This is a genomic window from Gymnodinialimonas ulvae (genome assembly GCF_037543845.1).
Lineage (GTDB): Bacteria > Pseudomonadota > Alphaproteobacteria > Rhodobacterales > Rhodobacteraceae > Gymnodinialimonas > Gymnodinialimonas ulvae.
The window spans coordinates 505,954-530,537 of sequence record NZ_JBBIFX010000002.1 but is presented as its reverse complement, the minus strand read 5'-3'; the positions used below and the strand labels follow the sequence as shown (position 1 = coordinate 530,537).

18 protein-coding genes, 3 tRNA genes, 3 rRNA genes and 1 pseudogene are annotated in these 24,584 nt (G+C 57.3%); 2 read left to right on the top strand and 23 right to left on the bottom strand.

What is annotated here, in order from left to right; genetic code table 11:
* From V8J83_RS12490 to V8J83_RS12440, 11 genes are all read right to left on the bottom strand, one after another.
* Positions 1 to 993: a Gfo/Idh/MocA family protein gene (locus V8J83_RS12490; RefSeq protein WP_339986717.1), complete on the bottom strand. Its 993-nt coding sequence runs from the start codon at positions 991 to 993 to the stop codon at positions 1 to 3.
* A gap of 164 nt (positions 994 to 1,157) precedes the next feature.
* A complete protein-coding gene (locus V8J83_RS12485; protein WP_339986716.1) occupies positions 1,158 to 2,225 on the bottom strand; it encodes an ABC transporter ATP-binding protein in 1,068 nt (355 codons plus the stop codon).
* Positions 2,226 to 2,231: 6 nt separating this feature from the next.
* A complete protein-coding gene (locus V8J83_RS12480) occupies positions 2,232 to 3,671 on the bottom strand; it encodes a carbohydrate ABC transporter permease (RefSeq protein WP_339986715.1) in 1,440 nt (479 codons plus the stop codon).
* Positions 3,668 to 4,729, bottom strand: a complete 1,062-nt coding sequence (locus tag V8J83_RS12475; RefSeq protein ID WP_339986714.1) for a carbohydrate ABC transporter permease — start codon at positions 4,727 to 4,729, stop codon at positions 3,668 to 3,670. Before V8J83_RS12475 ends, V8J83_RS12480 begins: the two co-directional genes overlap by 4 nt.
* A 24-nt stretch (positions 4,730 to 4,753) precedes the next feature.
* A complete protein-coding gene (locus tag V8J83_RS12470) occupies positions 4,754 to 6,022 on the bottom strand; it encodes an ABC transporter substrate-binding protein (protein WP_339986713.1) in 1,269 nt (422 codons plus the stop codon).
* 291 nt (positions 6,023 to 6,313) lie between these two features.
* A complete protein-coding gene (locus V8J83_RS12465; protein ID WP_339986712.1) occupies positions 6,314 to 6,760 on the bottom strand; it encodes a MarR family winged helix-turn-helix transcriptional regulator in 447 nt (148 codons plus the stop codon).
* Between the two features lie 59 nt (positions 6,761 to 6,819).
* Positions 6,820 to 7,548 carry an SDR family oxidoreductase gene (locus V8J83_RS12460; RefSeq protein ID WP_339986711.1) on the bottom strand — a complete coding sequence of 243 codons (729 nt, stop codon included), beginning with the start codon at positions 7,546 to 7,548 and terminating at the stop codon, positions 6,820 to 6,822.
* A 22-nt stretch (positions 7,549 to 7,570) separates the two neighbouring features.
* Positions 7,571 to 8,644 (bottom strand): ABC transporter ATP-binding protein, encoded by a 1,074-nt coding sequence (locus tag V8J83_RS12455; protein ID WP_339986710.1) that lies wholly within the window; start codon positions 8,642 to 8,644, stop codon positions 7,571 to 7,573.
* A gap of 2 nt (positions 8,645 to 8,646) precedes the next feature.
* Complete coding sequence (locus V8J83_RS12450) at positions 8,647 to 9,534, bottom strand: carbohydrate ABC transporter permease (RefSeq protein ID WP_339986709.1); 888 nt, start codon at positions 9,532 to 9,534, stop codon at positions 8,647 to 8,649.
* Entirely contained in the window at positions 9,524 to 10,393 is an 870-nt protein-coding gene (locus V8J83_RS12445; RefSeq protein ID WP_339986708.1) for a carbohydrate ABC transporter permease, read from the bottom strand. The genes V8J83_RS12450 and V8J83_RS12445 overlap by 11 nt, the downstream gene beginning before the upstream one ends.
* Positions 10,394 to 10,538: 145 nt before the next feature.
* Positions 10,539 to 11,780 (bottom strand): ABC transporter substrate-binding protein, encoded by a 1,242-nt coding sequence (locus tag V8J83_RS12440; protein ID WP_339986707.1) that lies wholly within the window; start codon positions 11,778 to 11,780, stop codon positions 10,539 to 10,541.
* 120 nt (positions 11,781 to 11,900) lie between these two features.
* Between V8J83_RS12440 and V8J83_RS12435 the strand changes: the two genes are divergently transcribed.
* Positions 11,901 to 13,118, top strand: coding sequence for an ROK family protein (locus tag V8J83_RS12435; RefSeq protein WP_439649787.1), 1,218 nt, complete (start codon positions 11,901 to 11,903; stop codon positions 13,116 to 13,118).
* A 382-nt stretch (positions 13,119 to 13,500) separates the two neighbouring features.
* Complete coding sequence (locus V8J83_RS12430; protein ID WP_339986705.1) at positions 13,501 to 14,565, top strand: glycosyltransferase family 2 protein; 1,065 nt, start codon at positions 13,501 to 13,503, stop codon at positions 14,563 to 14,565.
* Between the two features lie 103 nt (positions 14,566 to 14,668).
* Here V8J83_RS12430 and V8J83_RS12425 read toward each other — a convergent pair whose 3' ends face one another.
* From V8J83_RS12425 to V8J83_RS12375, 12 genes and pseudogenes are all read right to left on the bottom strand, one after another.
* The gene (locus V8J83_RS12425; RefSeq protein ID WP_339986704.1) at positions 14,669 to 15,517 is read right to left on the bottom strand and encodes a hypothetical protein; all 849 of its coding nucleotides are present in this window, start codon (positions 15,515 to 15,517) and stop codon (positions 14,669 to 14,671) included.
* 11 nt (positions 15,518 to 15,528) lie between these two features.
* On the bottom strand, positions 15,529 to 16,188 hold the full coding sequence (locus tag V8J83_RS12420) for a hypothetical protein (RefSeq protein ID WP_339986703.1): 660 nt from the start codon (positions 16,186 to 16,188) through the stop codon (positions 15,529 to 15,531).
* Between the two features lie 393 nt (positions 16,189 to 16,581).
* Positions 16,582 to 17,004, bottom strand: a pseudogene (locus V8J83_RS19060) (FkbM family methyltransferase); the annotation flags it as partial.
* 15 nt (positions 17,005 to 17,019) lie between these two features.
* Positions 17,020 to 17,286, bottom strand: coding sequence for a class I SAM-dependent methyltransferase (locus V8J83_RS12415; RefSeq protein ID WP_339986702.1), 267 nt, complete (start codon positions 17,284 to 17,286; stop codon positions 17,020 to 17,022).
* A gap of 183 nt (positions 17,287 to 17,469) precedes the next feature.
* A tRNA-Met gene (locus tag V8J83_RS12410) sits at positions 17,470 to 17,546 on the bottom strand.
* A 78-nt stretch (positions 17,547 to 17,624) separates the two neighbouring features.
* Positions 17,625 to 17,739 (bottom strand): 5S ribosomal RNA (gene rrf / locus V8J83_RS12405).
* A gap of 110 nt (positions 17,740 to 17,849) precedes the next feature.
* A 23S ribosomal RNA gene (locus V8J83_RS12400) occupies positions 17,850 to 20,678 on the bottom strand.
* Positions 20,679 to 21,042: 364 nt separating this feature from the next.
* Positions 21,043 to 21,118: transfer RNA gene (locus V8J83_RS12395), tRNA-Ala, on the bottom strand.
* Positions 21,119 to 21,135: 17 nt separating this feature from the next.
* Positions 21,136 to 21,212: transfer RNA gene (locus V8J83_RS12390), tRNA-Ile, on the bottom strand.
* 145 nt (positions 21,213 to 21,357) lie between these two features.
* Positions 21,358 to 22,821 (bottom strand): 16S ribosomal RNA (locus V8J83_RS12385).
* The 16S, 23S and 5S rRNA genes sit together here with 3 tRNA genes alongside, the layout of an rRNA operon.
* Positions 22,822 to 23,493: 672 nt before the next feature.
* Positions 23,494 to 24,093 carry a protein-methionine-sulfoxide reductase heme-binding subunit MsrQ gene (gene msrQ / locus V8J83_RS12380; protein WP_339986700.1) on the bottom strand — a complete coding sequence of 200 codons (600 nt, stop codon included), beginning with the start codon at positions 24,091 to 24,093 and terminating at the stop codon, positions 23,494 to 23,496.
* A 1-nt stretch (position 24,094) separates the two neighbouring features.
* Positions 24,095 to 24,571 (bottom strand): hypothetical protein, encoded by a 477-nt coding sequence (locus V8J83_RS12375; RefSeq protein WP_339986698.1) that lies wholly within the window; start codon positions 24,569 to 24,571, stop codon positions 24,095 to 24,097.
* Positions 24,572 to 24,584: the final 13 nt, after the last annotated feature.

Below are 24,584 nucleotides of genomic sequence, written 5' to 3'. Positions count from 1 at the left end.
TCACAAGCCGCCGTAATCGACGGCTGTGCGCTGTCCGGTTTTGGCGGCCTTGGTGACGGCTGCGGCGACGGCGAGGGATTTGACCCCATCGACGCCATCGGCAGACGGTCGACCGTCTCCGGCACAGGCTTTGGAGAAAAGGCCGACGGCGCGGGCATAGAGGGAATGGTCGGAATATTCGACCGCCTGTTCGCCGCCATCGAAGCGCAGGGTGATCTCGCCCACGGGCTGCTGCGTCATGACGTTGCGGGCGACGATCGAACCTTCGGTTCCGTGCACCTCGACCCCCGATCCGGCGAAGCGGTGGGTGAAGCTTTCATGGGTGTGGATCATGGCGCCGGAAGGCATGGACCAGACCGACATGGCGCTGTCTTCGACCCCCTGCCCGAGACCTGAGGCGGTTTTCATGGCAACAACGTCGAGGGGATCTTCGCCGAGGTGGAAGCGGACAGTGTCGGCATCATGGACGGTGATGTCGGGGATCACGCCGCCGCCCGCGCCCGGATTGTCGATGCGCCAGCCTTGCAGGTGCGGCGGCAGGTGGACGGCATGGAAGACCCGCATCGAGAGAACCTTGCCGATGCGGTCCGACGCGATCAGCTCCCGGATGGCGAGGTGCGTGCCCGCGTTGCGCAGATGGTGGTTGGTGCCGAAGGTCACGCCCTTTTCCTGTGCGGCAGTCACCATGGTGATCGCATCGGCCACCGTCATGGCGAGCGGCTTTTCACACAGCACATGTTTGCCGGCGTCGATGGCAGCCATGGCCTGCGGCAAGTGCTTTTCGTTGGTGGTGGAGATATAGACGGCATCGACCCCGTCGAGCGCAGCGTCGAGGTCCGTGACGCCCTGGTCGATGCCGTGCTGCGCGGCGTAGCTTCTGGCGCGGTCGGGGTCGGCGGACAGGACGCTCGCGATATGGCCGCCAGAGGTGCGGATGGCCCCGATCACGTGCTCGGCCGCGATTGTGCTGGCCCCGATCAATCCCCAACGCATGGCTGTCTCCGATTTTTTGGAACGTTCCTATAGCCCTGTTTTGGAACGTTCCACGGCTCGCGTCAAGGCATCGACGCAAGGTCGGCGGGTTGCGCCGCTGCGCAAGGGGCCGGAAGTGTTGACGCGGTCGGGAAGCAGCGCGAGGGATTGCGCGCGCCGGTGCCCTACTGCGCGCAGGAAAGGCCGGTGTCGAGGTCGAACAGGTGGGCGGCGGCGGCGTCGATGGCGACGTGCTGCACGGTGTCGGGTTGAATGTTGACCTGACCGGCGAGCTGCATGGCAAATTCTTCGGCCCCATCGACCGCGCCATAGACGAAGGTTTCTGTGCCCAATTGTTCCACGGCGCGGACCTTCAGCGGGATGCCGCCATCCGACGGCGATGTATGGCTGGGGCGAACGCCCAGTTCGACGGCCTGGTTCGGGCGCGTTTTGAAACGGGCGGTGTCCATCTGCACTTCGGCGCCGCCATCGCTGATGAAGCGCCCCCCCTCTCCCATCGTGCCTTTCACGAAGTTCATCTTGGGCGACCCGATGAAACCCGCGACAAAGCGGTTGGCGGGGGCGTTGAAGAGGTCAAGCGGCGGGCCGAATTGTTCCAACCGCCCGGCGCGCAGAACGGCAATTTTGTCGGCCATGGTCATCGCCTCGACCTGATCGTGGGTGACGTAGACCATCGTATTGCCCAGGCGTTTGTGAAGCGCGGAGATCTCACCCCGTGTGGCCACACGCAGTTCGGCATCGAGGTTCGACAGCGGCTCATCAAAGAGGAACACGCGCGGCTCGCGGACGACGGCGCGGCCGATGGCGACGCGCTGCCGTTGACCACCCGAAAGTTGGCCGGGCTTGCGATCGAGGTAGTCCTCGATCTGCAACATGCGCGCGGCCTCGTTCACGCGTTGATCAATCTCGGGCTTGGGGGTGGAGATGTTTTCCAGACCGAAGCTGAGGTTGTTGCGCACCGACATGTGCGGGTAGAGCGCGTAGGATTGGAACACCATGGCCAGGCCACGCTCGGACGCGGCAACCTCATTGAGGCGTTCGTCATCAATCGCGATCTCACCATCGGTGATCTGTTCGAGCCCGGCGATCATGCGCAGAAGCGTGGATTTCCCACAGCCCGAGGGGCCGACGAAGACGCAGAATTCACCCGATTGCACCGTGATATCGATGCCGTGGATCACATCCACCGGCCCGTAGGATTTCTTGACGTTGCGAAGTTCGAGAAGGGCCATAGCGGGTTACTTCATTCCAGTGTTGGCAATGCCGGTGGTGATGTATTTTTGCAGGAAAACGAAAACGAGCGTCGTCGGGATCAGTGACACGACCGTCATGGCAAGGCGGTAGTGTTCCTGGCTGACGTGTTCGCCACGGAATTCCAGAAGGCAAAGCTGGATCGTGTAGGCTTCGGTCGCCGTGGCGATGGCGACCATGGGGATGATCAGGTCATTCCAGCGCCAGATGATCGACAGGATTCCCAGCGCCGCGATAGCCGGAAGCGCCAGCGGCAGGACGATGCGCCAGAAGACTTTCCATTCCGACGCGCTGTCCATGCGGGCGGCTTCCAGCAGCTCGTCGGGGATTGTCAGCATATACTGACGCAACAGGAAGACCCCCGCAGGTGTCGCGGCGCCGGGGATGATCACCCCCCAGATGGAGCCCGACAGCCCGGTCGCGTTGATCGCCTTGAACACGCCCACAAGGGTGATCGTGGCGGGCACCATGAGGGTGGCGAGGATGACCACAAGGAACAGGGTCTGGCCGCGAAACGTGTATTTCGACAGGGCGAAGGCGGCCATGGAGTTGATCAGAAGCGTGATGAAGGTCGCGATCACGGTCACGAGGACGGAGTTGGTGATGCAGGTCACGAAATTGACATTCACCCCGTAGGCGGAGTTCGTCAGGGGTTCGATGTAATTGTCCCATTCGGGGGCGATATTGCGGGTGGCTGTCACGGTGTCGGCGGGCAGGCGCACGACCCCGTCTGCCGATCCATTGACGGCGCGACCGGGAAAGAATTCGGAGGTCGCGTTGGGGTTCGGGATCGCCCATTGCATAATCTCGCCGGTCTCGGGATGCGGTGCGGTGACAAGGGCCTGGGTGACGATGCGGTTGGGCTCAAAGGGCGGTTGGCCGAGGTATTCGAGCAGCAGGCGCTGTTGATCGGCATCAAGCGTGGCGACGACGGAGTCGAGGTCGAAGGCCTCGCGCGCGGTGGGGGTCAAAGCGCCGTAGCGGTTAAGCCAATCGGGCAGGCCTTGGTCGGCGATGAGTTGGCGGGCGGCGTTACTGACCTGCCCCAGATGCGAGCGGAGGGCGTAGAGTTGATTGCCCTCGTATCCGGCAAGAAATCCTGCAATGTCCTGATCCGCGCGTTCTTCATCGGAGATGTCGGACCAGTTGAGCACCCAATCGGGCAGATCCGCGATCACGAAGATTTCGCGCCCATCAGGGCCGTTGACGGTGGCGCGCGCCACGCGGTCGAAATCGCCGGGCAGCAGGGAGAGGTCTTGGCTCTCGATCTGGAACTGCGTCTTGATGGAGTTCAGGCCAAGCCAAAGCACGGGCAACAGGATCACGAGAAAGCCTAGGATCAGGTAGCCGTAGCTGAACCAATCGGTCCACGTCAGGCGCCCGCCACGGCCTTGCGTGCGGGTGAGAAAGCCCCAGACCGCGCTCATCTTGCGTTCCTTCCGCTAAGGAAAATCTGAACGATGGACAGGATCGCGAGGCCGCCCGCGATGATCAGCGACGCCGTAGCCGCAATGCCCAGGCCGTTTGGCGTGGGATTGCCGCGCAAACCGGCGGTCTCGAAGATATAGGCGACGATGGAGATCCAGCCGACCTGCATTGCGTAGAGCTCTTCAAAGGCCTGAAACGCCTTGATCAGCGACAGGACAGTCACGACCAGAAGCGTGGGCATCAAAAGCGGCAAGGTGATCTTGGTCAACACGCGCCACGGCGAGGCCCCGTCCATTTCCGCCGCCTCGTAGAGGTCGCCGGGGATCGCCTGCAATCCCGCCAGAAGGATCAGCATGTAAAAGCCCAGATGCGCCCATGTGTAGACGAAGATCGACCAGAACATCGTCCACGCCGGATCAACCAGCCATTGGATCGGTTCGTCGATCCAGCCCCAGTTCATCAGGGTGATGGACAAGAGCCCTTGCCGCTTGAGGATCAGGGTCCACAGGAAGCCCACCACGACGGGCGACAGCATGACCGGGTAGAAGAAGATCGATCGCCAGAAGCCGCGCGCGATGATCGGGCGGTTCAGCACCAGCGCCGTGATCAACGCAAACAGCACCATGATCGGCACCTGAAAGACCACGAACACGGAGGTGTCCATCACCGCCTGGCGGAATTGGTCGTCTTCCAGGTTGGACTGGCCGGTGTCGATCTGCGTCTCGGCCAGAAGGCGTTGCCAATTGTCGGTGCCCGCATAGGGGCGGTCGGCGAAGTTGATGGATTGGCCTTCGGTGACGGAGAAGCCCACGTTGATGAACAGCGGCGCGAAGGTGAAGATCCCGAAGATCAGGAGGTTGGGCAAAAGGAATACGTAAGGCAGCGGCCCGTGACCGCGCATCTTCTGTGCCAGCTCGACCGGCCAGCCCAGCACGGCCATGGCGCGGGAGCCGAAGGTGCCGGTGGGGCGGGCGACGACCCCCCCAACGACGAGGTATATCAGAAAGCCAAGCGGCCAGGCGGAGCCGGCAAAGGCATTGTGGATCGCGTCCCACATGGCCTTGGCCCCGCCTGCCCTGCTTTACTCGGCGATCTGTGCCGCGACATCCGCGTCAATGGCGGCCAGCGCGTCGTCCATGCTCATCTCGCCGGTGATGACCTGCGTGATATAGTCCGGCACAACCCCGTAGATCACGAAGTTCTTGGCGTAGCCCTGGAAGGTGAAGGCCTGCGGCGTGCTTTCAGCGGATTCGCCGATCGAAGCGGCGAAGGTAGAGAGTGCCGCGGCAACCGCCGGATCGGTATCGCCGTAATCGACACCCGAGGCCTGCAGGCCCTGATGCGCGGTGATCGAGCGGGTCTGAGCGGCGAAGGTTGCGGCATTTTCCTCGCGGGCGAGGTATTCGATGAACGCAGCCGCGGCTTCTGGCACATCGGTCGATTCAAACGCCACGATCCCTGCGCCGCCTGGCATTGCACCGCAACCACCCGGGCCGCAGGGCGCGGGCACCGCACGCCATTCGAAATTGGTGATGTTCTCGGCGTAGTTGCCGATCATCCACGACCCCGACATGTGCATCGCGACAGAGCCATCCAGGAACAACGGCGCTGCGTTACGGTAGGCCGTGCCGGTGCCTGCAGGCCAACCGTCGGCAGGCATGAGACCGGATTCGTGCCAGCCCACGAAGGTTTCGGCATAGTTGCGGAAGCCCTCGTCGACCAGGATCGGCTCACCCGCATCGTTGAAGAAGGCCGCGCCGTAAGAGAACGCAGGGCCTGCCCAGCGGTGGGCGGTGCGGTCCATCGCCAAAGCCGCATCGAGGCCGAGGGTTTCCTGCACCTCGCCAAGGGCAGCGGCCCAGTCATCCCAGGTCGCGCCTGTGCCGGGCATGTCGACACCGGCGTCGTCGAACATGGTGACGTTCACATAGGGCCCGGTCACGGTCAGCTCGGTCGGCCAGCCATAGATGCCGGTATCCTCACCACCCGGCGCACGGTACCACGGCAGAACGGCGCCGTAGGAGGCTTCCATGTAGTCGGCGTCCACATAAGGCGTCAGGTCGAGGTAGTATTGGTTCAAACCGCCAAGGTTGGTCACGCGCGCCACATCAGGGGCCGCGTCGGTTTGCAGTTGGTTCTCCAACTGATCGCGGACGATTTCATAGCCCACGACCTCCATCGCGACGGTATGGCCCGTCTCGGCCTCAAAGCCCGCGGCCAACTCGCCAAGAACGTCGCATTCGTTGCCGTTCTGGTAGCACAGGAAAGTCACTTCATCCGCCGATACGGCGCCGGCGGCGACAAGGGCGGTGGCGGCACAAGAGAGCCGCAGAGTCTGCAGTTTGGTCATAAGATCCTCCCATCGGATTTTTGCTTTTGGGTGAAACGATAAAAACAAGTGGGGAAGACGTCCAATCATAATTGCACCCGGCGTGACACGCCGCTGCGGCAACCGCGCAAACAATTTTTGCCAAGGTGAAGCAATCGCGCCCATGACGATCGCGTGCGCAAGCAGCGATGCAGGATTGGGTATATCAATTATAGATCAATTTTCCGAGCTTGCGACGGGGCGGAAAAGGGTCTTGGCCCCATGCAAGGGGCGTTCCGCGTGACGAATGCTGAAAAATGCGCGGTTCGCGAATCACGGGCCGCGCTGATCCAGACCCGAAAGCTTCAGCAATGCCGCGCGCAAGTGCCTGACTTCATCGCGCGGCAGGCCTTCAAGCAAAGCGGTTTCGAACCGATGCGCCGCACGGGACAGGTCATCGAAAACCTGCTGTCCCTTCGGGGTCAGCGACAGGCGTTCGACACGGCGATCAGCCTCCGTCTCGGTGCGGGTCACGAAGCGCTTTTGATCGAGGGCCGCAACCGCGCGGCTGACCTTCGTCTTGTGGATCGAAGCCAGGTCACAGACCCGCTTGGCCGACATATCGCCGTAGCAACCGAGGTGAAACAGAACCCGCCATTCGGTGCGCAGCATGCCGTAGCGGGTTCGGTAATAGGTCTGAAACTCGTGGCTGGCCGCCTCCGCTGCCTGGTTGAGCAGGTAGGGCAGAAAATGCGGCAGGTGAAAGTCGGATTGGTCCATATGGGAAGCGCTACTTGTTTTCGGTTACATATGGAACCATTGCTCTGCGGTGCTCATCATCAGACGGCGGTAAAGCCGCCATCAATCGGCAGGGCCGCGCCCGAGATCATCGACGCGCCGTCGCTGAGCAAGAACACGACCGGGGCCGCGATTTCCTCTTCGGTGGCCCACCGACCCAAAGGCATGGTCTCAAGGAAGGGGCCTTCGATTTCGGGGCGGCCCCAATACCAGGCCGACATCGGCGTCATCACGACGGTCGGATGCACGGAATTCACACGGATGCCATGCGGGCCGAGCTCCATCGCGGAGACCCGCGTGATGTTGTCGAGCGCCGCTTTGGACGAGCCGTAGGAAATATGCCCCTTCAGGGCCACAAGCGACGCTTGGCTTGAAACGTTGAGGATAACACCGCCTTGGCCGACGCGGATCATCTCGCGGCTGGCGTATTTCGTGACCAATAGCGCGCCGCGGGCGTTGATCGAGATGACCTTGTCGAAAACGTCGATATCGGTCTCCATCGGGGTGGCGATCTCGCCGCCGAAGCCGCCGCAATTGACGACGCCGTAGATATTGCGGCCCTCGATGGCGGCGCGCACGCTGTCCTCGGAGGTCAGGTCGAAGGCAACGGTGTCACATCCGGTGTCTTTGGCCAATGCGTCGAGCTTTTCGGCATCGCGGCCACTGGCCAAAACGGTGGCGCCTTCTGCCAAAAGCTGGCGCACGACGGCGCCGCCGATGCCGCCCGTTGCGCCGGTGACGAGGATGATCCCCTTGTCGAGTCCCTTCATCAGGTGTGCTCCATCTGCAGTTTTATTGCGCCATCATCGACTTGCCGGTTTCGGCATCGAAGATGACCGCCTTCAACATGTCGACGTGAAGCTCGATCTCGCCGGGGCCGCCGATGTCGGCCCGCGCCGGGAGGCGTGCGGTCAGTGTCTGACCTGCCGCTTCAATCACGGTGTAGAGGTCGGGGCCGGTGGGCTCGACCAGATCCAACTCGCCTTTCATCGGCACGGTATCGGGGCCGGGTTCGGTGCCAAACCATTCGGGGCGCAGGCCAAGTTCGACCTTATGCCCCTCCGAAAGCCCTTTGGCCGCCGCTGGAACCGGCAGATGGAGACCGCCGAGATCAATCATGTCGCCGGAAACCGTACCCTTGAGCAAGTTCATCGCGGGCGAGCCCATGAAGGTCGCCACAAAGCGGTTGGCCGGATGATCGTAGATTTCGGCCGGGGTGCCGAATTGCTGCACGGCACCGCCTTCCATGACGGCGATCTTGGTGGCCATCGTCATCGCTTCGACCTGATCGTGGGTCACGTAGACGATGGTTGTGCCAAGACGCTGATGCAGGCGCTTGATCTCGGTGCGCATGTCAACGCGCAGCTTGGCGTCGAGGTTCGACAGCGGCTCATCAAAGAGGAACAACTTGGGGTCCCGCACAAGGGCGCGGCCCATCGCGACGCGCTGCCGCTGACCGCCGGAAAGGGCGGCGGGCTTGCGTTTCAGGAGGTGGCCGATTTGCAGAAGGTCCGCCACTTCGCCGACCTTGGCCGCCTGCCCGGCCTTATCGACACCGGCCATCCGCAGCGGGAAGGCGATGTTCTTTTCGACCGTCATGGCGGGGTAGAGCGCGTAGGATTGAAACACCATCGCGATGTTGCGTTCCTTGGGTTCCAGCCCGTCGATGCGGCGCTCTTCCAGCCGGATCTCGCCGCCGGACAGGTCGGTCAGACCGGCGATCATGTTCAGAAGTGTGGATTTGCCACAGCCCGAGGGGCCCACAAGTACGAGGAAATCGCCGGGCTCAATACCGATGGAGACCTCACTCAGAACCTCGGTGGTGCCGAACCGCTTGGTGACCTTGTCAATGCTGAGGGAGGCCATATTTATCCTTTCACAGCGCCAGACGTCAGACCGCGCAGGAAATAGCGGCCGCCGACGATGTAGACGAGCATGGTCGGCAGGGCGGCGATCATCGCACCGGCCATGTCGACGTTGTAGGCTTTGGTCCCCGTCGATGTGTTAACGAGGTTGTTGAGCGCGACCATCAGAGGGCGCGTGTCGGGACCCGCGAAGGACGCCCCGAACAGGAAATCGTTCCACACGTTGGTGAATTGCCAGATGATCGCGACCACGAAAATCGGCCAGCTGATCGGGACCAGGATTATCGTGAAGATCTGCCAAAAGCCCGCACCATCCATCCGCCCGGCAGAGATCAGCTCATCGGGAATCGTGACATAGAAGTTGCGAAAGAAGAGCGTGGTAAAGGGTATGCCGTAGCAAACATGAACCAGCACCAGCCCCCCGAGCGTGCCAGCAAGATCGAGGATCCCCAGCACGCGCGCCATCGGGATCAGGACGATCTGGAACGGGATGAAGCAGCCAAACAGCAACATTCCGAAGATGATGTTGTCGCCCCGAAAGCGCCACTTCGACAGGACGTAGCCGTTGACCGCCCCGAGGGCGACCGAGATCGAGACGGCAAAGATGACCAGAAGGATCGAGTTCCAGAAATAGCTGCGCAGGCCTTCGCAGGCCACGGCGATGCAGGCCGAGGACCAGGCGAGTCCCCAGGCCTCCAAGGAAAGAAGGCTTGGTGGCGACAGGATCGTGGCGTCTTCGAAGCCCGCGCCGCCGGTGATCTCGGGCATGGTCTTTAGCGAGGTGAAGACCATTGCGACAAGGGGCAGAAGGAAGAAACAGGCCGCGAGCAGAAGGACCAGGTAGACGACGACCCGGCTGAAATCGAAACGGCGACGTGCATCAACGGTCATCGCGCAACTCCGAGTAGAGGTAAGGCACGATCAGGACGGTCAGCAGCACCAGCATCATGACGGCGCTGGCCGCACCCATGGCCATCTCGTTCCGAGAGAAGGTGAATTCATACATGAAGGTCGAAGGAAGCTCGGTCGCGAAGCCCGGTCCGCCGCGGGTTAACGCCACGACAAGGTCGTAGCTTTTGATCGCGAGGTGACCTTGCACGACGATCGCGGTCAGGAAGGCCGGGCGCAGGGCGGGGATGATGATATGCCAATAAATCGCAGGGCCCGAGGCGCCGTCGATGCGGGCGGCAGAGATGATCTCGGAATTGATCCCCCTGAGCGCCGCCAGAAACAGAGCCATAACAAAGCCGCTGGCCTGCCAGGCCCCGGCGATCACGATACAGTAGATCGCCAACTCGGATTGCGTGATCCAGTCAAAGTTGAAACTTTCCCAGCCCCACGTCCGGAACGCATGTTCAAGCCCCAGATCCGGCGTCATCAGCCATTGCCAGGCCACGCCGGTCACGATGAAGCTAAGCGCCATGGGATAGAGGTAGATGGTCCGCAAAAGGCCCTCGGCGCGGATCTTCTGATCCAGTAGGATCGCAAGTGTCAGGCCAATGACCAGCGTACCGCCGATGTAGAGGATGCCGAAGATGGCAAAATTGTCCATCGCCACGTCCCAGCGCGGATGGTTCCACACGCGGGCGTAGTTGTCGAACCCCTCCCAACGGTCAAACCGCGGAAGCATCCGCGAACGGGTCAGGGATATGACGAACGTCAGCGCAATGAAGCCATAGACCGACACCGCGATCAGCACGAGGCTTGGCAGCAGTGTCAATTGCGGGAGGTAGGATCTGAGGGTGCGCATGGGTCCGGTCGGCGGGGGTTGAGCCAACGGATGTTACCCATTCGGGCAAGCGGTCAGTCGGGGTCAAACGGTAGGAATGGGTTGGTCTGGAGGCGTGGGCGGCGCAATATCCAGCGCCGCCCAACCCTAAATTGCAAAGCCGCGATTAGAGGGCGCTGCCGACCGATGCGACGAGGGCCTCAACAGCGTCTTCTGCCGACATGTCGGAGTTTGCGAACTGCGTCACCACGTCGATGTAGGCAGCCTGCACGGAGGCGGGCTGACCATGGCCGTGTGCAAGCGAGCCAAAGAGCGTCTCGGATTCCGTCGCTTCGACGATGTCGGCCATCGAGGTCTGGCCACAGGCATCGAAGTTATCCGACGGAACGTCCGTACGCGCGGGGATCGAGCCCTTTGCGAGGTTGAAGGTCTCCTGGAAGCTGACCGACATAGCGGCGGCTGCCATGTTGCGCTGTGCGGCGGCCGCATCGTCACCCACATCGAACATCGCGAAGAAGTCGGTGTTGAAGAGGAACGAACCGTCAGTACCCGGAACCACGGCGCAAAGGATTTCTTCGCCCGGTGTGAGACCTGCGGCGATCACTTCGCCTTTGGCCCAGTCGCCCATGATCTGCATCCCGGCTTCGCCGTTGATGACCATGGCCGTGGTCAGGTTCCAGTCGCGGCCTGCATATCCATCATCGGCATAGCTGAGAATGCGGCGATAGATTTCGAAGCTTTCCGCCATCTCGGCAGAGCCGAGCGCGTCCATGTCGGCATTGATGAGCGCCGATTCATAGAGGTCGGGCGAAATCGAAAGCACAACGGCTTCCCAAATGGTGGCTTCCTGCCAGGCTTGTCCGCCCTGTGCGACGGGGATGTAGCCGGCAGCTTGCATCGCGTCCGCAGCAGCGAAGAACTCGTCCCAGTTGGTGGGCATCTCCATGCCGATTTCAGCGAAAATCTCTGCGTTGCCCCAGACCCAATGCGGGCGGTGAATGTTCACCGGAGCGGCGACCCATTCGCCCTCGTAGGTGCCAAACGCCTGGACCGCGGGCGGAATGACATCGTTCCAACCTTCGGCTTCGGCCACATCGTTCAGGTTGCCGAGGAAGCCTTCTTCGGCCCATTCCCGAACGCTCATCCCGAGCATTTGGGCGGCAGTCGGCGGGTTGCCAGCCACGACGCGGGCGCGCAGGGCGGTCATCGCGGCATCGCCGCCGCCCCCTGCGATGGCCATGTCGGTCCAGCCGGTGCCGCGCTCTGCCAGATCTTCTTGCAGAACTGCGATGGCCGCAGCTTCGCCACCGGACGTCCACCAGTGCATCACCTCCACGTCATCGGCAAACGCCGGCGCGGTCAGGGCAGTCATTGAAAGTAGGGCTGTAACCCCTTTGATACGGAACATCGCCATTTCTCCTCCATGTTGACGAAACGTTTTTTTATTTTGTAGTGAGGAAATACAAAAGCAGAGGCTTGTCAACATTTTTCCTGAGATCGAGTCTCTCAAGGCGGGGGTGGTCCGACCATGTTAACGCTTCGCAATGAGACGGAAGCGACGGTTTTGCAGGTGCTCTCGGACGGGGTGCCGCGCAGTCGTGCAGAGCTTTCGCGCGAGATGGGCGTGACCCGGTCGACGGTCGGCGCCCCGACTGCGCGGCTCCTAGAGGTTGGTGTCTTGCGATTTGCAAGCAATGCCGACGGCGCCCATGAAGCCTCAACACCCAGGTTCGGGCGCCCTGGCGAGCGGCTGGAATTGACACCGGGCTTTTGTACTTTTGTCGGCGTCGAGATTTCCTTCGGCTTCGTGCGCGTTGGGTTGATGGATCTGTGCGGCGCATTGATCGCATTTCGCGAAGTGGCGATTTCGCCAAGTGACCAGACCCCCGAAGCCGTCATATCGGTGATGGAAAACCAAGTTACGGAGGTGATCCACGGTCGCGGCGATGTGGCCGGATTGGCGGTTTCCGTACCGGGAGTTGTCACCGATACCGGTGTGGTTCTGCGCGCACCGACCTTGGAATGGCGCGACGTTCCCCTGACAGCCCGCCTGCAAGTGCGTTTTCCGGACATCACACTTCAGCACGTGTCCAATGATGCGTCTCTTTACGCAGCCGCCTTTTCGTTTCGCTTCCCCGACCGGCTCGGGCGCAACGCTATCGTCGCATGGTTGGACACCGGGATCGGGGGTGGGCTGGTGGCCAACGGATCCGTGATCGCCGGGAATTCCGGGCTTGCCGGCGAGATTGGCCATATGGTGCGGCCGGGAAACCGCGCGGACGACATCCAACGGCTCGAAGATATCGCCGGGTCATGGGCGTTGCTGTCGCGCAATGCAGAACTTGGGGGAAACGCAAGAACGCTCAAAGAGTTGCTGGATGAGCATCGCGCCGGACTCCCTCCCGCTCGCCGATCGCTAAGAGAGTGGAGCGATGTCATCGCCGAGACGCTGACCAATATGGCAAGTCTGGTCGACCCGGGCGTGATGCTGTTTTCGGGGCCGATGGCGTCTGTCTTACAGCATTTGGAAGCCGACACGTTCGCAAGCTACAAAGCGATGCTGCAATACGGAACTCCACCCGCGCAATGGCGGATCGAGATTTCCAATGAACATACCTTGGTGCGCGCGGGCGCCGTCCTTTTGCGGCATGATTTCCTGTCTTACAACGAAGCGCAGAGCGGGAGAACCGGGGCTCGTGGCCAGACGGAGGCGTCGGTTTTGGGCGGCGGCGTTTCGGGAAACTGAGCAGCGGATGGGCCGCGAACGAATGCGAGACTGGCAAAGTGATTCATTTGAGCCTGTCGGTAAAATGCGTCTACTGAGATAAGAGGTCGTGGATGGTTTTGTGCGGAAGCGAACATGTCGAAGCTTCTGTTCCGGTCGGCGGGCTTTCGGCGGCGGATGATTGTTGTCCCAATGGCTTCGGCACTACAAGTCTTCGGGCCTGTCGAGTCAGAAACGGCTTATTCGAATTCGCGAGCAAGTCGGGGTCGGGCGTTTAGGAAGTGTCGTTGCTGCATTGACGGACCTGATCTAGAATACAGTCTGAGGGTCATATTTTCAGCATACATCGCGTCCGAATTTTGGATTAACTGGGTGAAATTAATTGGGAGGAAGACGAGTAAACATGTCCGGTTTCACGAGTGAGGTATTGGAGCAAGTCACACCAGGCCGCCCTAAAGACGTGGCAACGGTCGCATGTGTAACGGTATGCCATAACGAAGCGGTCATTCTACCTCATTTCTTGCACCATTATAGAGGTATCGGCTGTAATCATTTTTTCATCGTCGACGATCACTCGACAGACGGCACATTCGAGATCCTGTCCGAACAGTCCGACATTACCTTGTTCCGGCCAGCAAAGAATACTTCTTACCGCGAAAATCTTGGAAAGTGGCGTGAAGACATCTTGGATTATTATTGCACCGATAGATGGGTTACATTGCCGGATCTTGACGAATTTCTCTACTACAAGGAAATGCCGATGAAGCTGTGCGATTTGGCGCAGGCGTTGGAGGATAAGGGAGAGCGGGCTCTCTTAAGTGTAATGATTGACATGTACGCAGATATGCCACTTGATCAGCACCACTTTGATGGTCGGTCCGCGCCACATGAAGCCTTTCCTTATTTCGATGATCAAGGCGCGCCTCCGTTCGGTATTCGTATCATGTCTCAGCCAACACGCTTCCTTAAGCGTTTTCCAACGCCACATGTGTGTTTCATGGGGGGTGTGAGAGATCGGCTTTTCTTTTGGCGAAAGAAGCCGACCGCATTACAGACTTGGTTTCTGGGCAGCTTTGCCCATATAAAGCGACCATTGAATCCGTCACTCTTTGAAAACCTTCAGAATAGACTCACGCGACTAGTGATGAAGAATGCTCTCACCTCTGCGCCTTCAGTCTTGAACAAATTTGCACTCCTTAAGTGGCCGAAAGGCGCAAAATTTGCCAGAGGCCCCCACTCAATTGACAAAAAGGTTGCAGTGTCTGAACACCTTGCTGCATCGTTGCATTACAAATTTTATAAAGGTCGCGAAGGATTGAGTTATAGTGTGGGACGTGGACAACACGCTGGTAAGTCTGCTCTCTCAAAGCTTATCCTTGCGGACAATTGTGAGAACGGACAGTCACCGGTTTTTGAAGGTTCGAAGAGGTTTGAAGGCGTAAAGTCACTTTCGAAATTACTAAAGTAGGCGGCACGCTTGGAGATCATACTTTTGGCGGGACCTCTTCTCTCCGCGGTACTTTTTCCTGCGAGCGCTGCGCCCAATAGCTGGACTGACGTAGTGCGCACCGTCATACTAGTGGAAAATCCAAGGCCTTCAGGCTCTGTTCAGGCACATCGTCCAAAGATGTAAGAAGGCTATTGCAGCGGTCAAATCGTCCGCTGATAAAACATGAGCCAACCTCTCGAAAGAGCCACGCAATACTGGTGTTTCTTATTTCAATTTCATCAGGCTGTCTGGTCGCAATCCAATCTTCCCAAAAAACTTCACGAGAGGATCGGTCTAGGGATTTGGCACAATTGCAAGCATCAAGAAGCGGGAGCTTCCCCGACGAGAGGAGTTCGTTATCGATTGATACGAGGTTTTTACGACTGTACACGACATTGGCCAAAGTCAGATCAGGATGAGATAGCTGTCTTGGGGCAGAATGATTTATAACCTCATAGATATGTGATTGGTATTTATCAGCCTTCCCAGCAAGTGTCGCAGCCTCGAGAAATCTCGGAATGATGTAGTCTTCCAGATAATCAAAGCCTGTGGCTGGCAAGTGTTTTAGGTCGACGGCGTGCAGCTGCGAGAAAAGGTTAAGGCTGCTTTCATAAGTTACACCTTTATGAGTTCCCTCTGCCCATTCTGCAAAGATCCATCGCCCGTAAATACCATGAACGTGAGGAAAGATTTCGGGTAATAAACTAGACGCATCAGATATAAAAATTGCATGCTGTACACTGTGTGCCTGGAACGCCTTTACTCTGACGCCATTATAAAGCCCGGTTATCACTGCTCGGCCGGCTTTGTTTCTCAGATACCGCCCATTTTCGGGTCTGGTGATCTCAATCGCTGACAAATGGCCTAAAGTTTCATGCGTTACCTTTCTGGTTCTCCCATTTTTCCAGCCTCGCAAAAATTTATTTGGCATGGTCCAGACACCTAATGACCGTTACGGCGCGCATGAAGAGTAAAGTACTCACCTGGCTTTTCGTCGGCGTAGCCTTTTTCCCATACTGGCTCAAAATCATTTGCCGCTAATGCTTCGTCGAATCTGGCACGGGAGTGGATGTGAATTTTATTTTGAAATACCGACCCAGATTCTTCATGGCTTTCGCTCAGCCTTATCGTCATAATAAGATTTCTACGACTAGAATGGCACAAGTTGGCAAGGATCTTTTCGATAGTATTAAAATCAAATAGATTTAGGAACCGATAAGAAATTACGGTATCAGAAACAATTGGTGTGCCTTCATCGATCATGTCGCATCTTGAGTAAAAGAACTTGCTACTGGTTCTCATCATACTCTCAATAAGCATATCAACAGAGTTATCGATGCAATGTACAATCTTAATCTCAGGGTCGTCGTCTAGAAATTGGTAGAAACGGTTTGTTCCCACTGGGATATCCGCAACGATTCTTTTTTCACTAGGATCGATTGCATTCATGACGGTCCGCAATGTGTCTTCCTCAAACGCCCATTTCGGGTTGTTTTTGCGCGACTTTTCGTAAGACTTAACCAACGATCCACGGTAAGCAGTGGCCATAGTTGAAGATGTGCCGCTTGCGGTTTTTCCGACCCGGAATTTTGGAAATCTCATGCATTCCTCTTGTGCTTGCAGCCAGGTGGCCGGTGGGACCACGTTCGACAGGGGCGTTCTTGCAGTAGCTGTATTGAAGGCTTAGTGCGTACCTTAACGCTCGGCTCAAGTCTATGGCGACAGTTCCGCGGTATTTGGGCTTCCTCATCGTCGTCAGTAATCGGTTACCGCTTAAACAAGCTCGGGTGGCCCCACAGGTTCACAAAGCACCTAAGCTGCTGGTTTCGATCTATCGAAATACCGGTGCGTCGCGAAGTCAATGGTTGTCGGCGTTCGATTTTCGTAACGCTATGGTGAGTAGTTCTTGGTATGCTCAACGCGCTCAAGCGGGAACGCATCCTTGCGTACAATTGTATTACGAGGCCACAAACCCGAGGTCCGTCCGGAGGATTTCTAGCTCCACCTGGTAAACAGACAGTCCATGTGATTTGGCGATTTCTCCTGTGTGCCTCCGTTCAGCGACAAGATATCACGGAGCTCGAGACCTGCATTTCGGAGAAGGTCAATACTCAGCGATGGGGGCGCCACATCGTCGAAGCGCTTTCGGAGAGATAGCTCCAGGACCACGAAGTCGCATTGCATGAGCGTTCTGTGGGCACCTTGGAGAACGGAGGCTTCGGCGCCTTCAGGGTCGATTTTTAATCCAAAGCGCCCTTCTTTTGGCGTCAAAGTATCAAGTGTTCTGACGTCAACTGAGCGAGTGTCCCAAGTTGTGACAAGCGGTGTGAAGTGGTCGGACCGTTGCAGAGTGCTGGCTTTCGAGCCATGGGTATGGTCTCCAACGATTGGGATATTGAGGTCAATAGTGCCCTCTTGCTTTCCAAGCGCTGTCTAATGGAACAGGAACCGCAGGTTGGGAAATCTGGAAGCGACTTGGTCTTCGCACTCATCCATGGGATCGATGAGAATAAATTCTGTTTGTGGGAAAGCATCGTATAACCACGGCGTTCCATTCGCGACGCCGACATCAATGATCAAGTCCGGTGTTGCCACTAGCTCTCGAAAGCGCTCGGCCTGCATGCGATTATCATATACCAGCTCCCCGTTCCGGCTCAGCGAACGGCGCATGGCTCGTTTTAGAAAGTTCGGAAGCAGCATGGATTTCCTCGGTGTCTGCGGTCCCCGCCTGCTTGCCTAAGCTATGGTGTGGATGTCGACGAGTTGGGATTGTTTATTGCGCTTGCTGCGAGCAAGTAATGGCCCAATGAACACAGCCAGTCATCCGTGTTGCCTATCCGCCTCTTATGAAAGAGGCGCACGAAGAAGTCTTTTTGCTGATTTTGGTTGCGGGGGTAGGATTTGAACCTACGACCTTCAGGTTATGAGCCTGACGAGCTACCGGGCTGCTCCACCCCGCGCCAATATGGCCATTCCACATAAATCCAAATGCATATGGAATGGCATCGTAAGAGAGATACGGCGATGTTTCTTATTAGGTTTGGCGGTGACCTACTCTCCCACGCCTGAAGACGCAGTACCATCGGCGCAAAGGCACTTAACGGCCGGGTTCGGAATGGAGCCGGGTGTTTTGCTCTCGCTATGACCACCAAACCAAAAAAGAAACATCGCATGACACCAAATGGTGCCTATCCAAGTCGCATACACTGATGGTTTGGTGTGTGACGCTTTCAGGTCCAAGGCATTCCTGCCTTTCACTGGATCAAATCAAGCCTATCGAACAATTAGTACCGGTCAACTGAACGCATTGCTGCGCTTACATCTCCGGCCTATCGACGAGGTGGTCTACCTCGGTTCTCAGGGATACCTTGTTTTGAGGGGGGCTTCCCGCTTAGATGCCTTCAGCGGTTATCCTTTCCGATCATAGCTACCCAGCACTGCCATTGGCATGACAACTGGTCCACCAGTGGATCGTTCACCCCGGTCCTCTCGTACTAGGGGCAACTCCTCTCAAGTATCCTACACCCACGGCAGATAGGGACCGAACTGTCTCACGACGTTCTAAACCCAGCTCACGTACCTCTTTAAACGGCGAACAGCCGTACCCTTGGGACCTGCTCCAGCCCCAGGATGAGATGAGCCGACATCGAGGTGCCAAACGGTGCCGTCGATATGGACTCTTGGGCACCATCAGCCTGTTATCCCCGGCGTACCTTTTATCCGTTGAGCGATGGCCCTTCCACTCGGGACCACCGGATCACTATGGCCGTCTTTCGACTCTGCTCGACTTGTCAGTCTCGCAGTCAGGCTGGCTTCTGCCATTGCACTCAACGAGCGATTTCCGACCGCTCTGAGCCAACCTTCGCGCGCCTCCGTTACTCTTTAGGAGGCGACCGCCCCAGTCAAACTACCCGCCACAGAGGGTCCCGGATCCGGATAACGGACCGCGGTTAGACAACAAGAATGCGAAGGGTGGTATCTCAAGGATGGCTCCACAGAAACTGGCGTTCCTGCTTCAAAGCCTACCACCTATCCTGCACATCCCAGTCCTGTTGCCAGTCTGAAGCTGTAGTAAAGGTGCACGGGGTCTTTCCGTCTAACCGCGGGAAGCCTGCATCTTGACAGGCAATTCAATTTCGCTGAGTCGATGTTGGAGACAGCGGGGAAGTCGTTACGCCATTCGTGCAGGTCGGAACTTACCCGACAAGGAATTTCGCTACCTTAGGACCGTTATAGTTACGGCCGCCGTTTACCTGGGCTTCAATTCAGAGCTTGCACTCCTCCTTTTAACCTTCAGGCACCGGGCAGGCGTCAGACCCTATACGTCGTCTTGCGACTTCGCAGAGCCCTGTGTTTTTAGTAAACAGTCGCCACCCCCTGGTTTGTGCCCCCAGTCAATACTTGCGTAGAAACTGGGCCTCCTTCTCGCGAACTTACGGAGGTATTTTGCCGAGTTCCTTCAACATCGTTCTCTCAAGCGCCTTGGTATTCTCTACCAGTCCACCTGTGTCGGTTTAGGGTACGATCTTATGGAAGAGCTATTTCCAGGAACCGATTAGCGGCCCACCCAATCCGATAAGGGTGAACAACCTTCACGATCCGTCACTACTTCCTGGCCCAGGAATATTAACCTGGTTCCCATCGACTACGCCTTTCGGCCTCGCCTTAGGGGTCGGCTTACCCTGCTCAGATTAACTTTAAGCAGGAACCCTTGGACTTTCGGCGACAGGGTCTCTCACCCTGTTTGTCGCTACTCATGTCATCATTCTCGCTAGTGATCTCTCCACCGGATCCCTCACAGGCCGGCTTCACAGAAAACTCCTTGTGTCCAATATCCCCGAAGGGAGTAAGGACACATGGAGTTATGTCACACTACGCTCCGCTACCATGCACTATGTGCATCCTCAGCTTCGGCTCATGGCTTGAGCCCCGATACATCTTCGCCGCAGGACAACTTATTTAGACCAGTGAGCTGTTACGCTATCTTTAAAGGATGGCTGCTTCTAAGCCAACCTCCTGGTTGTTTTGGTCGTCCCACCTGCTTTCCCACTTAGCCATGAATTAGGGGCCTTAGCTGGAGGTCAGGGTTGTTTCCCTCTCCACGACGGACGTTAGCATCCGCCGTGTGTCTGCCATCTAGTACTCCCGGGTATTCGGAGTTTGGTTAGGATCAGTAAGCCTGTGGGGCCCCATTACCCATCCAGTGCTCTACCCCCCGGGGTATTCGGATGACGCTCTACCTAAATAGATTTCGCGGAGAACCAGCTATCTCCGAGTTTGATTGGCCTTTCACCCCTAGTCACACCTCATCCCGACCTTTTTCAACAGGTGTGGGTTCGGACCTCCAGTAAGTGTTACCTTACCTTCATCCTGGACATGACTAGATCACTCGGTTTCGGGTCTGATCCATCTAACTCGACGCCCTATTAAGACTCGCTTTCGCTGCGCCTACACCTAACGGCTTAAGCTTGCTAGATAGACCAAGTCGATGACCCATTATACAAAAGGTACGCCGTCAGCTCGCAAGGAGCCTCCGACTGCTTGTAGGCGTTCGGTTTCAGGTACTGTTTCACTCCCCTCGTCGGGGTGCTTTTCACCTTTCCCTCACGGTACTGGTTCACTATCGGTCAGTAAGGAGTACTTAGCCTTCGAAGGTGGTCCTCCGATCTTCAGACAGGATTTCACGTGTCCCGCCCTACTTGATACGTCCAATCATGCTTCCCATACGGGACTATCACCCACTATGGTCAACCTTTCCAGGTTGTTCTGGTCACATTCATGGCTCGGCTGGTCCCCGTTCGCTCGCCGCTACTAGGGGAGTAGCTATTGCTGTCCTTTCCTCCGGGTACTTAGATGTTTCAGTTCCCCGGGTTTGCTTTTTTAAGCCTATATATTCAGCCTAAAAATACCTGGTTCAGCGACCTATTGATTATCCGAAGATAACAATAGGAAACTGTCAGGTGGGTTGCCCCATTCGGAAATTCGTGGGTCAAAGCCTATTCTCGGCTCACCACGACTTATCGCAGAGTATCACGTCCTTCATCGCCTCTTACTGCCAAGGCATTCACCAAACGCCCTTCTCGCGCTTGATTTGATCCAGAGAAAGACAGGCCTAAGCCCACCGCGGATCCCTGCTGGTTCGTCAGGGACCCTTTACTCTGAACCAAAAGCATCACATTTCCCGCTCTTTCCTCTGGATCCCACATTGCCGGAGGTCTCCGGCCCCATGCAGGGAAGAAAGAACTTAGTGTCAGGCTTTGTAGGCCTGACGGGTTAGTGTACTTGACTTGGATAGAATTATGCCCTGCTTCACTGATCCGAAGATCAGATCTGCTGTCCTAAGGCGCACTGCCCGGACAAGCATAAAACTGATGTTTTGTATCTCTCTATACGATATCAATTCGTCCGATTGGACGGTTAAGACGCCAGAGCGGCTTAACGATCAAATCGAATGGTTGGTGGAGCCTAGCGGGATCGAACCGCTGACCTCCTGAATGCAAATCAGGCGCTCTCCCAGCTGAGCTAAGGCCCCATATTCTCTACTGAGAATGGTGGGTCGAGGAGGACTTGAACCTCCGACCTCACGCTTATCAGGCGTGCGCTCTAACCACCTGAGCTACCGACCCAAACACGGGCGGTAACCCGTATGACTACTAGTTTCGAAGAGATATGAGGACGGTTCGGCCCGATGTGTCCTTAAAGGACTATGCTCTTGCGAGCTGCTAAGTGCTTCACGATCCAGGCAAGCCTGAATTCTAGAAACATCCTTAGAAAGGAGGTGATCCAGCCGCAGGTTCCCCTACGGCTACCTTGTTACGACTTCACCCCAGTCGCTGATCCTACCGTGGTCCGCTGCCTCCCGAAGGTTAGCGCACGGCCGTCAGGTAGAACCAACTCCCATGGTGTGACGGGCGGTGTGTACAAGGCCCGGGAACGTATTCACCGCGTCATGCTGTTACGCGATTACTAGCGATTCCGACTTCATGGGGTCGAGTTGCAGACCCCAATCCGAACTGAGACATCTTTTGGAGATTAACTCACTGTAGATGCCATTGTAGCACGTGTGTAGCCCAACCCGTAAGGGCCATGAGGACTTGACGTCATCCACACCTTCCTCCCGCTTATCACGGGCAGTTTCCTTAGAGTGCCCAGCCGAACTGCTGGCAACTAAGGACGTGGGTTGCGCTCGTTGCCGGACTTAACCGAACATCTCACGACACGAGCTGACGACAGCCATGCAGCACCTGTCACTGATCCAGCCGAACTGAAGGAAACCATCTCTGGTAACCGCGATCAGGATGTCAAGGGTTGGTAAGGTTCTGCGCGTTGCTTCGAATTAAACCACATGCTCCACCGCTTGTGCGGGCCCCCGTCAATTCCTTTGAGTTTTAATCTTGCGACCGTACTCCCCAGGCGGAATGCTTAATCCGTTAGGTGTGACACCAAGCTGCAAGCAGCCTGACGTCTGGCATTCATCGTTTACGGTGTGGACTACCAGGGTATCTAATCCTGTTTGCTCCCCACACTTTCGTACCTCAGCGTCAGTATCGAGCCAGTGAGCCGCCTTCGCCACTGGTGTTCCTCCGAATATCTACGAATTTCACCTCTACACTCGGAATTCCACTCACCTCTCTCGAACTCTAGACTACCAGTATTAAAGGCAGTTCCACGGTTGAGCCGTGGGATTTCACCTCTAACTTAATAATCCGCCTACGTACGCTTTACGCCCAGTAATTCCGAACAACGCTAACCCCCTCCGTATTACCGCGGCTGCTGGCACGGAGTTAGCCGGGGTTTCTTTACCAGATACTGTCATTATCATCTCTGGCGAAAGAGCTTTACGATCCTAAGACCTTCATCACTCACGCGGCATCGCTAGATCAGGGTTTCCCCCATTGTCTAAGATTCCCCACTGCTGCCTCCCGTAGGAGTCTGGGCCGTGTCTCAGTCCCAGTGTTGCTGATCATCCTCTCAAACCAGCTATGGATCGTCGTCTTGGTAGGCCGTTACCCCACCAACTAACTAATCCAACGCGGGCCAATCCTTCTCCGATAAATCTTTCCCCCGAAGGGCGTATACGGTATTACTCTCAGTTTCCCGAGGCTATTCCGTAGAAAAGGGTATGTTCCCACGCGTTACTAACCCGTCCGCCGCTCACCCGAAGGTGCGCTCGACTTGCATGTGTTAGGCGTGCCGCCAGCGTTCGTTCTGAGCCAGGATCAAACTCTCAAGTTGAAAGATCGTTGCCGATCTAACCTTGACGTTCGAACCTCTGCACATCGTTTCATCTGGGCTTACTGAACCCAAACGAAACAGTCTTTCTGTTTGTTGTGCTTCGGGTTTCATCAGAAACCGAAAGCCGTCCAAACAGTGAAGCTGACCTTCCATAATCGGCCCGAAAGCCTAGGAAGTCGATATGAAGAGGTTGATCCATCGAATGAACCAAACCGCCCACATATCTCTTCGAAATCTATCAATGTCAAAGAGCGAGAGACAAAAATCCACCGACTGCGCTGTAACTTTCTAGCGCGGCCCGCTTCAATCTACCTCAATGTTTTTTGCCTCCCGCACCGTCTACCTGTTGGCGTCTGGCCCGTTTGGCGTCCCGTTGGAGCATCTCTGCGCCGCCGGTGAGGGGGGTATCTACGGTTTGGTGCTGGGACCCGCAAGTGGTTTTTTTCATAAAGATGCCATTTTTTGTGCTCTGGGCCGGATGCCCCTTATTTTACAGGCGAATTTAGATGAAAAAACTTGTCCAGAAGGTCAGAAATCATGGTTCTGAGGAACTGAGCGCGCGACTCAACGTGGCCTGATAACGGGTCTGTGAGCGGTGTCTTGTAGTTATCCACCAACCTATCCCCAGATATAGCCTATTCGGGGGTCTGAACGCCGGGACTCACCCCCGATTCAGGCGACTCGCGGCCGAGTCGGGCGCAATCGAGTCGCCAAAAGCGCCAAAGTGATGGCCAGATACACCAAGGGCTCGATCTGGAAGCCCTTGGCCAGCCAGATCCAGTGCACTGCCGCCAGAACGGCCGCCGGATACACGAGCTTATGCAACTTGCGCCACGCAGCGGCCCCCATCTTGCGGACACTGAAATTGTTCGACGTCAGCCCCAGTGGCAGCAGGAGTAGAAATCCGGCCATGCCGATGGTCACGTAGGGCCGCTCCACGATGTCCGCCCATATGCGGGTCACGGACTGCACGTCGAGCACGGCCCAGACAAGGAAGTGCGCCAGCACGAAAAAGAAGGCGAGCACGCCGATCGCCCGTCTCAGGCACGTGAGGTTCAACCCGACATGTTTCTTGAGCGGCGTCACCGCCAGCCCGAGCAGGATCAGCTGAAACGCAAACTTGCCGTAGCGATGCTCAAGGACTTCGATCGGCTCCACACCGAGCCCGCCGGTGGCGCCCAAATAGAAGAGCCAGCCGCCATAGGCCGCCCCTGCCAAATAGAGCGTCCAGCCAGGAAGCTTCCGAAGAGCGCCGTTGATCGTGGCGAGCATCCTAACGCAGCTCCCGCGAACATACGGCCAGATCGAAGTCGGTTGGGTTGCCTGCATAGAGCGTGTCGATGACAAGCCGCGCCATGCAGCGCGCGTGCACGACCTCTCCATCCGCTTCATTGAGAACCGTGAAGGTCACAACATCTATACTGCCGAAGATTTGGGATTGCTCGATCAGCACCGATTGATCCGCGACCATATCATGGGCGATGACCGACAAGGGATGCAGCGGGGTATCTTGATAAACCTCCGCCGCCTCGGGCCAATCGTCCACGCGCGCAATGATAATGTCGGCTTGGGTTAGGGGCGGCTGCCCGGGCATCAGCGTGTCGAACACGCCCGCGGTATCACGGGCCAAAAGCTCTTCCCGAAAGCCCCGGCCGGCCTCGAACACCGCGATCCGGGCACCGGTGTCGGGAAAGGTCCGTACATAAGTGTCCGCAACAACATCTTCGGCGGGCCATGCGCTTTGCGCCATAACCCCTCCGGGC

Bases quoted from the DNA above. Each gene is read 5' to 3' on its own strand.
- V8J83_RS12490 (WP_339986717.1), bottom strand. From the start codon at position 993: ATGCGTTGGGGATTGATCGGGGCCAGCACAATCGCGGCCGAGCACGTG.
- V8J83_RS12485 (WP_339986716.1), bottom strand. From the start codon at position 2,225: ATGGCCCTTCTCGAACTTCGCAACGTCAAGAAATCCTACGGGCCGGTG.
- V8J83_RS12480 (WP_339986715.1), bottom strand. From the start codon at position 3,671: ATGAGCGCGGTCTGGGGCTTTCTCACCCGCACGCAAGGCCGTGGCGGG.
- V8J83_RS12475 (WP_339986714.1), bottom strand. From the start codon at position 4,729: ATGTGGGACGCGATCCACAATGCCTTTGCCGGCTCCGCCTGGCCGCTT.
- V8J83_RS12470 (WP_339986713.1), bottom strand. From the start codon at position 6,022: ATGACCAAACTGCAGACTCTGCGGCTCTCTTGTGCCGCCACCGCCCTT.
- V8J83_RS12465 (WP_339986712.1), bottom strand. From the start codon at position 6,760: ATGGACCAATCCGACTTTCACCTGCCGCATTTTCTGCCCTACCTGCTC.
- V8J83_RS12460 (WP_339986711.1), bottom strand. From the start codon at position 7,548: ATGAAGGGACTCGACAAGGGGATCATCCTCGTCACCGGCGCAACGGGC.
- V8J83_RS12455 (WP_339986710.1), bottom strand. From the start codon at position 8,644: ATGGCCTCCCTCAGCATTGACAAGGTCACCAAGCGGTTCGGCACCACC.
- V8J83_RS12450 (WP_339986709.1), bottom strand. From the start codon at position 9,534: ATGACCGTTGATGCACGTCGCCGTTTCGATTTCAGCCGGGTCGTCGTC.
- V8J83_RS12445 (WP_339986708.1), bottom strand. From the start codon at position 10,393: ATGCGCACCCTCAGATCCTACCTCCCGCAATTGACACTGCTGCCAAGC.
- V8J83_RS12440 (WP_339986707.1), bottom strand. From the start codon at position 11,780: ATGTTCCGTATCAAAGGGGTTACAGCCCTACTTTCAATGACTGCCCTG.
- V8J83_RS12435 (WP_439649787.1), top strand. From the start codon at position 11,901: ATGTTAACGCTTCGCAATGAGACGGAAGCGACGGTTTTGCAGGTGCTC.
- V8J83_RS12430 (WP_339986705.1), top strand. From the start codon at position 13,501: ATGTCCGGTTTCACGAGTGAGGTATTGGAGCAAGTCACACCAGGCCGC.
- V8J83_RS12425 (WP_339986704.1), bottom strand. From the start codon at position 15,517: ATGCCAAATAAATTTTTGCGAGGCTGGAAAAATGGGAGAACCAGAAAG.
- V8J83_RS12420 (WP_339986703.1), bottom strand. From the start codon at position 16,188: ATGAGATTTCCAAAATTCCGGGTCGGAAAAACCGCAAGCGGCACATCT.
- V8J83_RS12415 (WP_339986702.1), bottom strand. From the start codon at position 17,286: ATGCTGCTTCCGAACTTTCTAAAACGAGCCATGCGCCGTTCGCTGAGC.
- msrQ (WP_339986700.1), bottom strand. From the start codon at position 24,093: ATGCTCGCCACGATCAACGGCGCTCTTCGGAAGCTTCCTGGCTGGACG.
- V8J83_RS12375 (WP_339986698.1), bottom strand. From the start codon at position 24,571: ATGGCGCAAAGCGCATGGCCCGCCGAAGATGTTGTTGCGGACACTTAT.